Source organism: Streptomyces sp. BI87 (assembly GCF_025957665.1).
Classification (GTDB): domain Bacteria; phylum Actinomycetota; class Actinomycetes; order Streptomycetales; family Streptomycetaceae; genus Streptomyces; species Streptomyces albidoflavus.
Genome location: NZ_CP110079.1, coordinates 6746822 through 6762320 on the forward strand (window position 1 = coordinate 6746822; position 15499 = coordinate 6762320).

11 protein-coding genes and 1 pseudogene are annotated in these 15499 nt (G+C 69.5%); 7 read left to right on the forward strand and 5 right to left on the reverse strand.

Translation table 11 applies throughout. The features are described from left to right. Window positions 1–816: 816 nt before the first annotated feature. Window positions 817–1527, forward strand: coding sequence for a polyprenyl diphosphate synthase (gene uppS / locus OIM89_RS29620; protein WP_257381352.1), 711 nt, complete (start codon window positions 817–819; stop codon window positions 1525–1527). Continuing rightward, entirely contained in the window at window positions 1524–2990 is a 1467-nt protein-coding gene (locus tag OIM89_RS29625; RefSeq protein WP_264491758.1) for an oxygenase MpaB family protein, read from the forward strand. Before uppS ends, OIM89_RS29625 begins: the two co-directional genes overlap by 4 nt. 570 nt (window positions 2991–3560) lie before the next feature. Here the strand turns inward: OIM89_RS29625 and OIM89_RS29630 are convergent. Continuing rightward, window positions 3561–4136 (reverse strand): helix-turn-helix domain-containing protein, encoded by a 576-nt coding sequence (locus OIM89_RS29630; protein WP_030699631.1) that lies wholly within the window; start codon window positions 4134–4136, stop codon window positions 3561–3563. Window positions 4137–4237: 101 nt separating this feature from the next. Between OIM89_RS29630 and OIM89_RS29635 the strand changes: the two genes are divergently transcribed. Beyond that, entirely contained in the window at window positions 4238–4867 is a 630-nt protein-coding gene (locus tag OIM89_RS29635) for a class I SAM-dependent methyltransferase (RefSeq protein WP_030699632.1), read from the forward strand. 35 nt (window positions 4868–4902) lie between these two features. Beyond that, window positions 4903–5403 (forward strand): DinB family protein, encoded by a 501-nt coding sequence (locus tag OIM89_RS29640; protein ID WP_030699633.1) that lies wholly within the window; start codon window positions 4903–4905, stop codon window positions 5401–5403. A gap of 345 nt (window positions 5404–5748) precedes the next feature. Here OIM89_RS29640 and OIM89_RS29645 read toward each other — a convergent pair whose 3' ends face one another. Together OIM89_RS29645 and OIM89_RS29650 are read right to left on the reverse strand one after the other, a co-directional pair. Beyond that, window positions 5749–6867, reverse strand: coding sequence for a fatty acid desaturase family protein (locus OIM89_RS29645; protein WP_030699634.1), 1119 nt, complete (start codon window positions 6865–6867; stop codon window positions 5749–5751). Window positions 6868–6874: 7 nt separating this feature from the next. Continuing rightward, window positions 6875–7930: a ferredoxin reductase gene (locus OIM89_RS29650; protein ID WP_078858283.1), complete on the reverse strand. Its 1056-nt coding sequence runs from the start codon at window positions 7928–7930 to the stop codon at window positions 6875–6877. Window positions 7931–8047: 117 nt separating this feature from the next. Between OIM89_RS29650 and OIM89_RS29655 the strand changes: the two genes are divergently transcribed. After that, the gene (locus OIM89_RS29655) at window positions 8048–9157 is read left to right on the forward strand and encodes a PucR family transcriptional regulator (protein ID WP_254643013.1); all 1110 of its coding nucleotides are present in this window, start codon (window positions 8048–8050) and stop codon (window positions 9155–9157) included. 470 nt (window positions 9158–9627) lie between these two features. On the opposite strand, the pseudogene OIM89_RS29660 reads toward OIM89_RS29655, so the two are convergent. Next, window positions 9628–9976, reverse strand: a pseudogene (locus tag OIM89_RS29660) (transposase); the annotation flags it as partial. A 145-nt stretch (window positions 9977–10121) separates the two neighbouring features. On the opposite strand from OIM89_RS29660, the gene OIM89_RS29665 reads away from it, so the two are divergent. Further along, window positions 10122–11105 (forward strand): IS481 family transposase, encoded by a 984-nt coding sequence (locus OIM89_RS29665; protein WP_226964861.1) that lies wholly within the window; start codon window positions 10122–10124, stop codon window positions 11103–11105. A gap of 15 nt (window positions 11106–11120) precedes the next feature. Here the strand turns inward: OIM89_RS29665 and OIM89_RS29670 are convergent, their stop codons facing one another. Next, window positions 11121–12338, reverse strand: coding sequence for a beta-ketoacyl-[acyl-carrier-protein] synthase family protein (locus OIM89_RS29670; protein WP_226964879.1), 1218 nt, complete (start codon window positions 12336–12338; stop codon window positions 11121–11123). 579 nt (window positions 12339–12917) lie between these two features. On the opposite strand from OIM89_RS29670, the gene OIM89_RS29680 reads away from it, so the two are divergent. Beyond that, window positions 12918–15497 (forward strand): AAA family ATPase, encoded by a 2580-nt coding sequence (locus tag OIM89_RS29680; RefSeq protein ID WP_226965601.1) that lies wholly within the window; start codon window positions 12918–12920, stop codon window positions 15495–15497. Window positions 15498–15499 lie beyond the last annotated feature (2 nt).

Sequence of the window (15499 nt, forward strand, 5' to 3'; positions counted from 1 at the left end):
TGCTGTGCTCTTCGTGGGATGCGTTGCGCTCCGCCCTCGTCCCTCACGTGGCGAACCCGGACAGGGGCCTTGACCCCTGATGTTGGACACACGAGCACTGGATCCTGAGGACCTGAGGACGCACATCTCGTGGTCAGCTACCCGCCGGAGTTCAAGGCGGACGCGGTCGCGCTGTACGAGTCGCGGCCCGAAGCGACGATCAGGTCGGTCACCGCCGAGCTGGGGAGCAACCCGGAGGCCCGGCGCAGCCCGGGCCGCTTGGGCCCGCGGCTCTGCCACGGTGAAGGAGTCCGGGTCCTTCCGGGTGTGGTCGTACGGTTTGACGTCCTTGTTCAGCGGCAGCGGCCCGTGCGAGGCGCTGAGGGTGAGAACCGTGCCTCCGCCCGCGACCACTGCGTCGCGGCCTGCCGGGGGCCTGCGGCCTCATCTTCAGGAGAAGGGCCTGGCCCTGGCCGATGGCAGCGACGGAGACGGAGGGCGAAGGCGGATGAGGTGGTCGATCGTGGCCATTGGAGGAAGCTGCCGATGCCGAAGAGAACCGGACGTGTGAGTCAAGGGTGACGGCTCGCTGTTCGCCGGTCAGGACCCGTCCTTGCCGTCAGACTCCTGGGAGAGAACGCTCCGGTGGGGCGTGCGTACGGGCGATACGGGGTGGGTGTGACCGAGCAGGACAGGGCCGACCGTGCCGCTCCGGGCGAGACGGGGCCGGGCGTGACGGATCACGGCGCCCATCGCGCACGCGCGGCATCGGGGGGCGGGCCGGGTGGGCGACCGTACGGCCATGATCAGCGGCGCGACGACGGGCCGGCCCCTGCGGTGCCGCGGCACGTAGCCTGCGTGATGGACGGCAACGGCCGTTGGGCTCAGCGGCGTTCGCTGCCACGAACGGCGGGCCATCGGGCTGCCGAGGCCACCGTCGTCGACATCATCGAGGCGGCCCGGGCGGCCGGAGTCGAGTGGCTCAGCCTGTACGCCTTCTCCACCGAGAACTGGAACCGCCCCGGCACCGAGGTCGACTACCTGATGCGGCTGGTCCGCCGGGTTGTGCGCAAGCACGCGCCGCTGCTTCTCGCCCGCGGTATCCGCTGCCGCTTCCTCGGGGCCGCCGACCCGCGCCTTCCCCGGGAGCTGGCCCAGGATTTCGCCGATCTGGCGACGCTGACCTCCGGCAACCAGGGGATGACGCTCACCGTCGCCTTCGACCATGGCGGACGCCGAGACATCGTCGAGGCCGCCAGGTCGCTGATCCGCAACGGGATACAAGCCGACGAGGTGACCGAGCGGCTCTTCGCGGACCATCTGCCGTTCCCCGACACCCCTGACGTGGACCTCGTCATCCGCACCTCCGGCGAGCAGCGCATCTCCAACTTCATGCTCTGGCAGGTCGCCTACGCGGAGTGGGTCTTCCCCGACGTGCTCTGGCCGGACTTCCGGGCCCCTGACTTCCTCACCTGCCTGCACACCTACCGGCGCCGTGACCGCCGCTTCGGCGGCGTCCCGCCCCAGACGAACGGAGACCCGTCATGACGACCGGAACCACGGGAACAACCGACGAGACACCCCTGTTCGCCTCGGAACCGCAGTTCCGGGCCTTCTTCGACGACCCGCGCTGGGCGCTGGCCATCATCCGCGCCACCGTGCTGGAAGCCGCCCACCCGCAGGTGGGCGCCGCCCTCGCCGACAACTCCACCTTCGTCGCCCACCCTTGGCGCCGGCTGCGCAACACCTTCCTCAGCATGCGGCGCATGTTCGACGCCGACCCAGCGGTACGCGAACGGGAGGCCGCCCGGCTCAACAGGCTGCACGCCCGCATGAGCGGCTCCGACACCCGCGGCCGCTCCTACGACGCCATGGACCGCGCGACCCGCGCCTGGGTGGTCGCCACCCTCTACGAGAGCGCCGTGACCATGTGCCGACTGAGCGGTCAGCCGCTCGACCAAGGCACCATGGAGCGCATGTACGCCGAGTACCGCGACTTCCTCGCCGCGCTCGACGGTGACGCCGGGGAACTCCCCGAAGACCTGAACGACTTCTGGCGGTACTTCGACAGGGTCGTCGAGGACGAATTGGAGAACACCGAGGCAGCCCGCATCATCCTCTACCGACTCTTCGACCACCTGCCCGCCCCGGCGCTGCTCGGCGGCGCGCCGACACTGTGGGCGGCCGGCCGGGCCGTCGTCGGTCCGCTTCTCGGCGCGATCACCGTCGCCTCGCTTCCCGAGCCGTACCGGCGCAAGGCCGGCTTGCCCGAGATGCCCGGCGCCCCGACCCTGATGCAGGGTGCCTACCTCGCCGCCGGGCTCACCCGTTTTCTGCCCGAGGACTGGATCGACGCCGAATCCATCATCGAGACCCTCTCCCTCTCGCCCGACAGCGATGACCCCCGCGCCCGGACCGCGACCGCGCTGCGCGCCCGCATGAAGCGGGCATCGGCCCTGCTCCGCCTCCTCACGCCACTGAGCGGTGACACGGACCCCGACCCGGTTCCGGCTACCCCGGAGGCGGCAGAGGGCCGGCGCTCGGCGGAGGAGTTCTTCCGCCAGGTGCTGGACCAGACCGGCGACGGCCACCTCGACTGGCCTGACCTTGCCGCCATGGCACGCGAACTGGCCACCCGCCTTGACCTGGATGAACCCGAGGAGACCCGGCTCTACGACGCCTTCGCCGCCTGGTGGCGCGAGCTCCAGGCCGCCCTCGACACGGACGGTGACGGCCGTGTCAGCGCCGACGAGTACGCCGCCGCCGTCCCCTCCCTCGCCGGTCCCGCGCTCATCCGCGTCGCCGAGGTGCTCTTCGACGCCACCGACAAGGACGGCAGCGGGACCGTCGACGCGGACGAACACCGGGCGCTTTTCCGCACCGCCTTCCACCGCGACCTCACCACCACCGACGGCACCTACGACCGCAGCGCCTTCGTGGGCGACTTCCTCTCTTTCATGTCCGGCCGCCGAAGGAACACCGCGTATGACCCCCTTCTCGCGGACGCCTGACGCACTCGTGCATGGTGGCGCCCGCGGCCGCACGCTCGTCTCCACGTCCGGACGAGTGGCTCAGGAGGCGGCGTGTCGTCGGCAGCCTGACGAGCGCGGCGGGCTGCCTCGCCCTCGCGCCAGGCGTAGCAGGAGGAGCGGGCGGCCTTCAACATCCCGGCACAGCAAAACGATCGGGTAGATCGCCTTCTCCGCATGGATCGACCGGTACAGCTCACCCACCGGTCGTTCTCCTTCACGAAGAAGGCCGTCGTATCTTTCAGGATCTCGCCCGTCTGCTGCTGTTCGCGGACCTCCTGGCGCAGCTGCTTGAGCTTCTCGCGCTCGGCGCTGGTCAGCTCACCGACCCGTCGTCTGCCCGGTCCGCCCTCCCCCGGGGGTACCAGCAGCGCAGAAACTCGGAGCTGACACCGAGGTCTCCGGCGACACCAGTGACCGTCTTGCCCGAGGAGTTTCGAGGAGCGTAATCGCGTCCCGCTTGAACTCCTCGGTGTTCCCCTTCGTGTACCTGCTTCCCACCTGGTGCTCTTCCTCTGGAACTTCAAGATCGCAGTCTCCAGATGTGCAAGATCAAGGAGAAGCTACATGCGCACGCACTCCCTGCAGGCCGAACAGGACGAGAAGCTCGACCACACCGCCGTCGGCGCTGCCCAGCCAGTGCGGCAAGGAGGTGTCGAACTCGGCGGCCTCGCCGGGTCGCAGTGTCAGGTCCCGCTCACCGGCCACGAGCCGCAGGTGTCCGGTGAGCACGTAGAGCCATTCGAAGCCTTCGTGGATCTGCGGAGTCGGTTCGACTGGTTCCGGCCGGGCGGGGATGATCATCTTGAACGCGTGTACACCTCCCGGTCGCCGGGACAGGGGCACGAACGTCATCCCGAACCGTCGGACCGGCTTGAGGTGGATGCGCGGGTCGCCAGTGCGCGGGGCACCGACGAGATCGTCCAGCGGAACGTCATAGGTACGGGCAAGCGGCAGCAGCAGTTCCAGGCTCGCCCGGCGCTGCCCGCTCTCCAGCCGGGACAGGGTGCTCTCCGAAACGCCGGTCGTCGCCGCGAGGTTGGCAAGGGTGATGCCGCGTGCACGACGCAACGCACGCAGCCGCGGCCCCACCGCGTCGAGCACGACTTCATCCGTCTCGCGATCCATACGGTCATCTTGCCATTACCGCAAGATTGCGTGCCGTTCGCTGATGGGTCCGGCAAGACTGAGCGCCTTCCACCCAAGGAGTCATGGTGAGCGCTACCGATATGAGTACCACCACCGATGCGGTCGCCTTCTGGGACGGCGTCCACGCGGCCCGACCGGCAGTCGGCGACCCGCAGCCGAATGCCCGCCTCACCGAGATGGTGACGGGCCTGCCGCCCGGTGACGCGTTGGACCTCGGATGTGGCGATGGCGGCGACGCACTGTGGCTCGCCGGCCAGGGGTGGCAGGTCACCGCCACCGACATCTCGGCCGTGGCGGTCGAGCGGATCGCCGCCCTCTCACGCTCACACCGCCGGGGCGACCGCATCACCGCCGTGCAACACGACCTGCACAGGTCCTTCCCGCCGGGCAGGTTCGACCTGATCGTCGCCCATTACCTGCACACCCCCTGCGACCTGGACCGAGTATCCGCCCTGCGCTCGGCAGCGCGCGCACTACGCCCTGGCGGGCGGCTGCTGGTGGTCGACCACGGCTCGGCCGCGCCGTGGTCGTGGAACCAGGACGCCGACACCCGGTACCCGAGCCCACGGGAGGTCGCCGCCGATATCGATCTGGCGCTGGAGACGTGGACGGTTGAGCGGGCTGACGTTCTCCGGCGGGTCGCGACGGGACCGGGCGGGCGCACTGCCGAGGTCACCGACCATGTCCTCCTCGTCCGCCGCACCACCTGACACAGCGTCAGGCCCTCACGGGAAGGTGACCATCAGTGTCCAGCCCCACACGCCGCGACGGCCGTGGCGATACTCCGCCGCCCTGGACCGGGAGCAGTGAGATCGAGGTCCTGCGTGGCTTTCTCGACTATCTCCGGATCTCGATCGTCACGAAGGTGGACGGTACTCCGGAGCCGCAGGTGCGCACAGCCGCGGTGCCGTCCGGTACCAACCTGCTCGGTCTGCTCAATCACCTGACGTACGTCGAGCGGTCGGTGTTCCTCGGGGAGCACGTGGCCGATTGGCAGGCGACGTTCCGCGCCGCGCCGGCGGACAGCGTGGCCGGTGTCGTCGTCCGCTACCGAGACGCGGTCAAGCGTGTGAACGGCGTTCTGGACGGGTGCGCGGATCTCAGCGCGCCGGTCCCGAGAGCCCGGCCAGGCCGTCCCGCTCCCAGCATCCGCTGGGCGCTCACCCACCTGATCGAGGAGACCGGCAGGCACGCCGGCCACGCCGATATCCTTCGCGAGCTCATTGACGGCACGACCGGCCGGTGATCCACCCTCCCATGGTCAGAAACGCACCGGCCGGCTGCTGACCGCGTAATGGGGCCGGGGCGTCGACATCTGCGGGGGGTGCCTACGGGGGGGAGGAGGAGGTCTGCGCGGCGTGGGTCTTCGTCAGGGGAGTGTCCTGCGGCAGGGACAGGGGGGGCGGGCTCTGGTCGGTTCCACCGCCGGGCTCCTCGCCTTCTGCCTGTGTCCTGGGTGATCAGCAGAAGGCGCGACCGGCCCGTGGGGGAGGGGTGCTCGCCGCTCTCCGGGGCCGGCCGCGCCGGTGGGTGGGTGGTTCTGGAGCCTGCGGCCGGAGGGCTCGGGGAGTGGGCCCGGTGTGTGTGGGTGTCAGGCGGTGATGAGTTTCTGCTCATGATTGGGTGCTTTGACGTCGGGTTTCTTGTTCGGCAGGGAGAGCCGGAAGACCTTGCGCCACGCGGAGAGCACTTGTCTGGGGAGCGGTCCGGTGACGTACTGCAGTTCGTATTTCTCGAACAGTGCGTGCACTTTCACCGCGACCTCGGCGTACCGGTTGCTCGGCAGGTCCGGGAACAGGTGGTGCTCGATCTGGTGGGACAGGTTGCCGGTCATGAAGTGCATGGCTTTGCTGCCGCTGATGTTCGCTGAGCCCATCATCTGGCGCAGGTACCACTGGCCGCGTGTTTCTCCCTTGATCGACCGGCGTTCGAAGACCTGTACGCCTTCGGGGAAGTGCCCGCACATGATCACGGAGTGGGACCAGATGTTGCGGACCAGGTTCGCGGTGAACGTCGCGGCGAGCGTGGGGAGGAACGAGGGGCCCGACAGCAGCGGGTGGATCACGTAGTCCTTGAGTACCTGCTTGCGGATCTTGCGGCCCACGGCCTTGGCGCGTGCGCGGAACTCCGGGTTCTTGCGGCGCCGCCTGTTCAGGTTCTTGCCGAGCTCCAGGTCGTACGCCGCGATGCCGTACTCGAAGAAGCAGGCGTTGAGGAAGTTCCACAGCGGCTGACCGAGGTGGAACGGGTGCCACTTCTGGTCCTCGTCGACGCGCATGATGCCGTAGCCGAGGTCGTTGTCCTTGCCGATCACGTTGGTGTACGTGTGATGCAGCTCGTTGTGCGAGTGCTTCCACTGGTCGGACGGCGAGACGTGGTCCCACTCCCAGGTGGTGGAGTGGATCTTCGGGTCCCGCATCCAGTCCCACTGGCCGTGCAGGACGTTGTGGCCGATCTCCATGTTGTCCATGATCTTCGCCACGGACAGCCCGGCGGTGCCGAGCAGCCATGCCGGCGGGAAGATGGAGAACAGCAGCACGCCTCTGCTGACCAGCTCGAGTCTGCGCTGTGCCGCAATCACCCTGCGGATGTAGGCGGCGTCCTTCTCTCCGCGGTCGGCGATCACCTCGTCGCGGATCGCGTCCAGCTCACGGCCGAGTTCCTCGATCTGTTCGGCCGTCAGGTGGGCGGTGGGGTCGATGGCGGTCAATGTGTTCCTACCGTTCGATGTCGCAGGGGCCCGCTGCGGCGGACACACAGGTCTGGATGAGGACGCCCGGCTCGGCCGCGGTGATCTCGCCGGTGCGCAGGTCGCGGACGGAGCCGGCCCTGAGCGGGGTGACGCAGCCGAAGCAGATGCCCATACGGCACCCGGAGGGCATGAGCACGCCGGCCTCCTCGCCGATGTCCAGCAACGGCGTGGCGCCGTCCGCGTCGACGGTCTTGCCGGTGGCGCTGAACGTGACCTCGCCGCCGTCGCCGGCCACGACGGTGCCGGGGCGGAAGCGTTCGGTGTGCAGGCGCTCTTGGACGCCGTGCCTGCTCCAGTGCTCGTGGGCGGCGTCGAGCAGGCCCGTGGGCCCGCATGCCCAGGTCTCGCGCTCGGCCCAGTCGGGCACGAGTTCGTCGAGACGGGCGATGTCGAGCATGCCGTCTGTGGCGGTGTGCACCTCGATGAGCCGCAGCTTCCCGGCCGCGGCCAGGTCGTGCAGCTCGCTGCGGAAGATCACGTCTTGCGGCTGGGGCGCGCAGTGGATCATGACGGCGTCGTCGAAGGCGGTGTCGCGCAGCATGCCCATCACGGGCGTGATGCCGCTTCCGGCAGTCAGGAGGAGCACCTTGGCGGGCTTGGCCTGCGGCAGTACGAAGTCGCCGGTCGCCTGGTCGAGCTGGATCAGCGTGCCCGGTTTCGCTCTGCGGACCAGGTGGTTGCTGACCTTGCCGTCCAGGATCGCCTTCACGGTGATCGTGACGCAGCCGTCCTGGCGGTTCGTCGGCGAGGTGATGGAGTAGGCGCGCCACAGGCGTACCCCGTCGACGTCGACCCCGATCCGCACGTACTGACCGGCGGTGTGGCCGCGCCAGCCCCGTCCCGGCCTGATCACGACGGTCGCGGCGTCACGCGTCTCGGGCCGCACGGCCTCGATGCGCCCACGCAGGTCAGCACCCGCTCGCAGCGGGTTGACCAGGTCGAGGTAGTCCGACGGCAGCAGCGGCGTCGTGACCATCTCCAGCAGTTTCCACGCCCTGCTGCGAAGGGCTGCACTCGTCATGGCTCCAGCTTGCTGCGTCTCAGGGCGTAAAGTCCTGACCGCAGGACGTGAATCTGGTGGGTAGAATTGTTCGCAGGGAATAAGAACGTGAGTCGTGTAACCCAGAGGGCCAGCGAAATGGCCCTGGATGAGGCGACGGTCACAGCGCTTCGGGCCGCGCTGAGGACCACCGCCGACGAGGTCGTCCAGGCGATCATCGACGAGGTTCCTCCCTATGCCAACGCCCTGTCGGGTCGCATGGGAGTCACCATTCGCCGGGCTGTCCGCACCGCCCTGGGGCATTACCTGGACCTCGCGAGCGGGAACGCCGCGGGCGGTGACGGCGGTGACGCGGCTTACGAACTGGGCCGTGGCGAGGTGCGCGACGGCCGCTCGATGGACGCCCTGCTCAGCGCCTACCGCGTGGGTGCGCGGGTGGCTTGGCGCTGCCTGGCGGCGGGCGCCGTGTCCGCCGGTCTGCCGGCCGCCGAGGTCGCCAAGTTCGCCGAGCTGACCTTCGCCTATATCGACGAGCTCTCCGCCGCGAGCGCCGCGGGCCACGCCGACCAGCTGGCCGCCTGGGGCAGGGCTCACGAGCGCCACCTGGAACACCTGGCCCGTGATCTCCTCGCCGGTGTGAGCCCGGACGCGCTGCTGGTCTCTGCTCAGCGGGCCGGATGGCAGCCTCCGGACTCCCTGACGGCGGTGCTGCTGCCTGCCGCCCAGGCCCGGCCCGTCTACCGCGCGCTCGACCCGGGCACCCTCGTCCTGGACGATCTGCCGGACGCCACCGGCGTACTGCTCGTCCCCGATGCCGACCGGTCACACCTCTTGCGGCAGCTGAGCGGCCGCACTGCGGTGGTCGGCCCGGCCCGGCCATGGACTCATGCGTCGGCCTCGTACGCACGAGCCGTGCGCGCGCGCTCCCTCTCTCCTGACATCCGCGACACCGAGGGCCACCTGCCCGAGCTGGTGCTGAGCGCCGACGCGGACGCGTTCGCGGACCTGCGTGCCCGAGCCCTCGCACCGTTGCGCGCCCTGCCTGCCGCGACCGCGGGGCGGCTGGAGGGGACGTTGCGGGCGTGGCTGCTGCATCAGGGCAGGCGGGACGAGGTGGCGGCGGCCTTGTTCGTCCATCCCCAGACGGTCCGGTACCGGATGGCGCAGCTGCGGGAGCTGTTTCCGGATCTCGCATCGCCCGACCGGGTCCTGGAGCTGACGCTGGCGGTCGGTCTTCGGCCCAGCTGACGCGTATGGACGCGTACTCCGACCGTCCTCGCACCCCTGGCGGGTCCCGGCGTCGTGCCCGGTGTCGTGTGGAGCAGGGGTCGACTTCGACGTGCGGGGGCAGCGTGGTACGTGGTGCCGCGGGTAGTCGTTCGATTCCTTCGAGGGGGATGCCGCATCCGGACGCGGTGATCGCGAAGCGGACTCGGGCCGGCCCTTGGGCGCCGCCGGCCCCGTAGAGCAGTACGGCCCATACGGCTTGGAGTACGCGGCTTTCGGTGGTGCCCCAGCGGGCCGCCCAGAGAAGAGTGGGCTTGATCGGCGTTGACGGACATTCGGCTGCAGGGCCGGCACCGCGGACGACGGCACGTGACCACGATTCCCGATTCCGGGGTGCCTTCCTGGGCAACCGCCGATCATCTGCGGACCGATCCGGTTGCCGAGGCCCTGACAGCGGCCTGCCGACAGCGCCGCCCCACCTATCTGGGCCGGTCGGAAGCCCTTCTTTTCGTGGCTCCGGCCGAATGCTGATGGGCGCGGCAGACGGTGGAGTCCACCGAGACCGCCCAGCCCACGTCGCCACCGGCATCCGCCACAGCGAGATTCGCCGCGAGGATTTGTTCCCATGTGCCGTCCACGGCCCACCTGATCAGGCGTTTGTGCGCGGTCTGAAAGGACCCGAGTTCCTCCGCCAGGTCACGCCAAGGTGAGCAGGTGCGGTACTTCCACGCGATGGCTTCCAGGGTTCGGCGGTGGTCGGCCCACCTTCGTCCACGGACCGGATCGGCCAGCATTCGATCCGGTCCACATCGCATCGGTGATCACTAACCAGACAGGCATATCCGATCAACCGGGCAACTCACCAAAGAGGCACGCTCTAGTTGTATTGATCACGAGCGTTGTTAACGCCGATTGGTCTTGATCATGGCGAAGACCTCCGGTGTGGTGGAGGTGTCTAGGCTCCACACCGCACACGGAGGTCTTCGTGTCCCACCGTAATGCCCGGCTGACCGTTCACGGCAGGCGGCTGCTGGTCGAACGAGTCCTGGCGGGCCGTCCCGTGGCGCACGTCGCTGCGGAGATGGGTATATCCCGGCCCACGGCCCACAAATGGGTCCGACGCTGGAGGACCGAAGGGGACGCGGGCCTGACCGACCGCTCCAGCCGGCCCCGCACCACCCCGCACCGCACCTCCGCCGCCGTCGAAGCACGCGTCTGCCGGCTTCGAGCCGACCGGAAACTCGGCCCGGCCCGGATCGGCCCCATCCTCGGCGTGCCCGCCTCGACCGTGCACCGCGTCCTTGCCCGGCACGGCCTGAGCCGCCTGGCCTGGCTCGACCGGCCCACCGGCGAGCCCATCCGCCGCTACGAACGCGACCGGCCCGGCGAACTGGTCCACGTCGACATCAAGAAGCTCGGCAACATCCCCGACGGCGGCGGCTGGCGCACCGTCGGCAGAACAGCCGGCGACCGCAACCGCCAGGCCACCACCAGCGAGCGCAGGAGCTACAAGCCGGTGATCGGCTACAGCTACATCCACTCCGCCGTCGACGACCACTCCCGTCTGGCCTACAGCGAGGTCCTTGCCGACGAGCGCAAGGACACCGCGATCGCCTTCTGGCAGCGGGCGAACGCCTTCTTCGCCGCTCACGGCGTGAGGGTCGAGCGCGTCCTGACCGACAACGGCGCCTGCTACAAGGCCAGGCTCTTCACCCAGACCCTCGCCGCAGCCGGTATCGCCCACAAGAAGATCCGCCCCTACCGGCCGCAGACGAACGGCAAGGTCGAACGCTTCAACCGGACACTCCTGGACGAGTGGGCCTACCTGCGGCCCTACACCTCCAACCACGAGCGGACAACGGCCCTGTCAGACTTCCTCCACACCTACAACCACCACCGCTGCCACACCGCACTCGGAGGCCAACCTCCGATCAGCCGCGTCAACAACGCTCCGGGTCAATACAACTAGTTGGCGCGTCGGTGCTCAGGCACGCCCGAAGACCAGCGAGACGTTGTGGCCGCCGAAGCCGAAGGAGTTCGAGAGCGCGCACTGCCACTGCCCAGAGCGTGCCGAGCCGGCGGCCACGTCGAGTGCGACCTCGGGGTCCTGCTCAGTGAGGTTGCGCGTCGGCGGGACGCTGCCGTCTCGCAGCGCCAGGATGGCGGCCATAGCGCCAAGGGCACCGGATGCCCCCAGCAGGTGGCCTGTCATGGACTTCGTCGCCGTCACCACTGGGTGGGTACCGACGGCCTGCGCGATGGCCTGGGCCTCCGCCACGTCGCCCTGCGGTGTCGACGTGGCATGGGCGTGCACGACCCCCACGTCCGTCCCGCTCAGCCCGGCGTCACGCAGCGACTGGGACATCGCCCTGACCTGGCCCGGTAGGTCGGAAGCTGTGATGTGGCTGGCACTTGAGCTGATGCCCGTACCCAAGAGCCTGCCGTGCGCGCGGGAGCCACGGGCCCGGGCGTGGTCGGCGCGCTCCAGGACGACGGCGGCCCCGCCTTCGCCAAGCACGAATCCGTTGCGACGCTTGTCGAACGGACGAGAAGCGGTCTCGGGGGCGTCGTTGCTGGTGGACAGCGCCATCATCTGGGCGAAGGCGGTCAGCGGCAGGGCGTGCACGCTGGCTTCGACGCCGCCCGCCACGACGACGTCCACGCGGCCGGCCCTGATCAGGTCGAGGCCGAGCGCGATGGCCTCCGCGCCCGAGGCACAGGCGCTGACCGGGGCGTGCGCACCGCCCTGTGCGTTCAGGTCCATGCTGACCCACGCGGCAGGTCCGTTGGCCATCAGCATCGGTACCGTGTGCGGGGAGACGCGGCGCGGCCCCGACGTCTCCAGGATGTGGTTCTGCCCCAGCAGCGAGGTGACGCCACCGATGCCCGTTCCCAGGACGACCGCGACCCGTTCCGGGTCGACCTCGGGGGCACCGGCGTCCGCCCATGCCTCCCGCGCGGTGACGAGCGCGATCTGCTCGGACCTGTCGAGCTTGCGGGCCTCCGTCCGCTTCATCGAATCGGCTGGGTCTTCGGTCAGCTGGGCAGCGATACGGACCGGAAGTTCCTCGGCCCAGCTCTCTTTGAGTACGCCAATTCCGTTCTCGCCGCCCTGCATTGCGACCCAGGTGTCATTCGCGTCGACTCCCAGCGGTGTCATCGCACCAAGGCCGGTCACCCAGACGTCCATCGTGTTCCACATACGGCCGCACGCTAGCCAACGGTCCAGTAGGCCGCAAGTGACGGTGCCCATAACCTATTCAGGTTGTGGGTTACCCGTCCGTCATTATTTCCGACGACTGTTGAGGGGGTAGACGTAGGGGGGTTGGGAATTGTCGATCCTGGATTTTAGGGGGGTGACCGATATCGGCATGTGTGGTGGCTGAAATGACTGAGACATAGGGGGTGCGGTGGAGGCGTTCGACCTTGCGGTCGGTCGGGCGCCAGGGCCGTGTCCGGCGGGGGGATGCCCGGGTAGCCGCAGGTGCTGCGCCAGGTGTTCTTGCTGTATGCGCAGGCGTTGCCGGTCAGGACGTGTTCGACCGTGATGCCCAGGGAAGCGAAGCAGGTGGTGGACCGTCGCAGTAAGCCGCGCAGGTCGGGGCGGTCCTTGTTCGGGCTGCCGGCCACCCGGCCCAGGACTCTGTGACCACCGCCGTCGGGGGTACGTCGCATCGGTCCGGTCTTTCCATCAGGTCCAGACCCAGGACATGCTTTGATTTACCCGGCCCGTGCATGGGCTGGGTGAGAGTCGACTGCCTGGGGAGAAGCGGCGATGAACATGGTGGAGCGATGTCGGGCGCGACACGTCATCGGTAGCCTGTTCTCGCAGGTAGGGGAAGGTGCGGGCCGTGCCGCGCTCGTGACCGGGGCGCCAGGAATGGGCAAGACCTCTCTGATCCGCCATGCACAGGAGCTCGGCGAGGACTCCGGAGCGGTCGTCCTGACCGCGGTCGCCTCCGCGGCGGAGCGCGACCTCCCTCTCGGTGTCATCAGCCAGCTCTTCGCGACCGTGCCACTCCCGCCCGGGCAGGCCGAGACGCTCTCCGAACTGGCCGAGGTCCCAGCCCCGGTCACCGCCAAGGCGGCCGACAGCCTCTACCGCCATCTCGCCCTCCTCACACAGCGGGCTCCCGTGATCCTGACCGTCGATGACGCCCACGACATCGACGCAGCCTCGCTGCAGTGCCTTCAGCACCTCATGCGCAGGGTGGGCGCCCTGCGCGTCCTCGTTGTGCTCGGTGAGCGCGCCGACGGCGGCAGGCAGGGCAGCTCCGCCCTGACTGCCGACTGTCTGCGCATCCCCGAGTGCACCCTGATCCGCCTCTCCCCCCTATGTACGGAGTGCACCGAGAGCCTGATCGCCGAGCACCTCGGCGACGACCGCACCGCTCGTATGGCCCCCGCCCTGCGCCAGGCCTCAGGGGGGAGCCCCCTGTTCCTGCAGGCGCTGCTGTGGGATCGCTCCGCCGAGCAGCTCACCGAGGCTCTGGTGGGCGGCGAACTCTTCCGACTCGCCGTCCAATACGTCCTCGACCAGCTCGACCCCGACGCGCTGCGAGTCGCCCGTGCCCTCGCCGTCCTCGGTGCGTCGGCTACGCAGGACTGCCTCGACCGGATCCTCCAGCTGCGCACCGCCCCCGCGATGTCCGCGCTCGAAGGCGTCGGCCTCACCGAGGCGGGTCAGTTCCGGATCGAGGCGGCCCGCACCACGGTACTGGAAGGCACAGCGCCGGCGGAGCGCGCGGCCCTCCACCGCACGGCGGCCCGGGTACTGCACGAGAGCGGCGCCGCGGCGGGCCGGGTGGCCCAGCACATTGTCGCCGCGCCCGCCGAGGACCCCTGGACCATCGCCGTGCTGCGGGAGGCCGCGGCCCAGGCCCTCGCCGACCACGACGCGAATGGGGCCGCGACCTGGCTGCGGAGGGCGTACGACATAAGTACCAGCGCGCGGCAGCGGGCGGAGATCCGCGTCGAACTCGCCCAGGCGGAGTGGGAGACCGACCCCGGCGCGGTGCGGCGTTACCTCACCGATCTCATGGACGACCACGTCAACGGTCGCCTGAGCCACGGTCAGAGCATGACTCTGATCACCTATCTGCTCTGGCTCGGCCGGCCCGAGGAGGCCGCTGCCATCTTGACCGATCTGGACGGCTCACGGGACGAGCTGTCTGGCGAACTCCGGGTGCGGCTCGACACCATGCATGTCTGGTTCGCCTACTTCTACCCGGTGCTCGGGGCTCACGAGCACGCGGCGGCGCCCGACGAACGAACCGGTCTCGGCGGCGGGGTCGTGGCCGTGGACCCTCACTCCGACGGCGCCCTCGTGCTGTCGTCGTTGCTCTCGCAGGGGCCGACCGGCGGGGCGCTCGACGCCGCCGAGCGGCTCCTCGAGGGCGTGGTTCTGCACGACCCGCCGGTGGCCCCTGCCATGGCCGCTCTCGTCTCGCTCATCCGGGCTGCCCGGCTGGACCGGGCAGCCGAGTGGTGCGAACTACTCGTCCGCGGGGCCAGTCCGCGCACCCCGCTGACCCGCGCGATTTTCGCCGCGGCCAGCGCGACGGTCGAGAGCTGGCTGGGGAACTTCGAACTGGCGCGGGAGCGTGCGGACGAGGCGCTGACGCTGGTCCCGCCCCAGGCATGGGGCGTCGCGCTCGGACTGCCACTGTCCGCCAAGGTCCTGGCCTGCGCCGAGCTCGGCGACAGCGACGCCTCAGCCGAGTGCTTCCGCGTCCCCGTGCCCCCTGTGATGTTCCAGACCCTGCCCGGCCTGCACTACCTCCAGGCGCGGGGACGCCACCACCTGTCCGTCGGCCGGTATCAGGCGGCTCTCGGTGATTTCTACGCCTGCCGGGACCTGATGGCCGCCTGGAAACTCGACGTCTCCGTGTTCACGGCCTGGCGGGTATACGCGGCCGAGGTGCTGATCGAGGTCGACAGCCCTGGCCGAGCCCGCGCGCTCCTCACGGCGGAGCTGGCCGAGCCGGCCCCGGGGAGCAGCTGGCTGCGCTCCCGTTCGCTGGCGCTCCTTAAGCGGGTCGACTCTCTCGATCGGAACCGGGCTTCAGCCTCCCTGGACCAGCCCACGGATCGGGTCCCGGACCAGGCCGTGCGTTCGCCCATGTCCTCGTCACCGGCCCCCGGGCCCGAGCGAGCAACTGGAGACGGGCTCACCCGGGCCGAGCACTGCGTCGCCCTCATGGCCTCGGACGGGCTGACAAACCGCGACATCGCTGAACGGCTCGTCATCACGCCCAGCACTGTCGAGCAGCATCTCACACGCATTTATCACAAACTGGGTGTACGAGGACGACGGGACCTGCCGCAGGTCCTCGCGGACCGAACCGGCGTCAGGCCCTGACC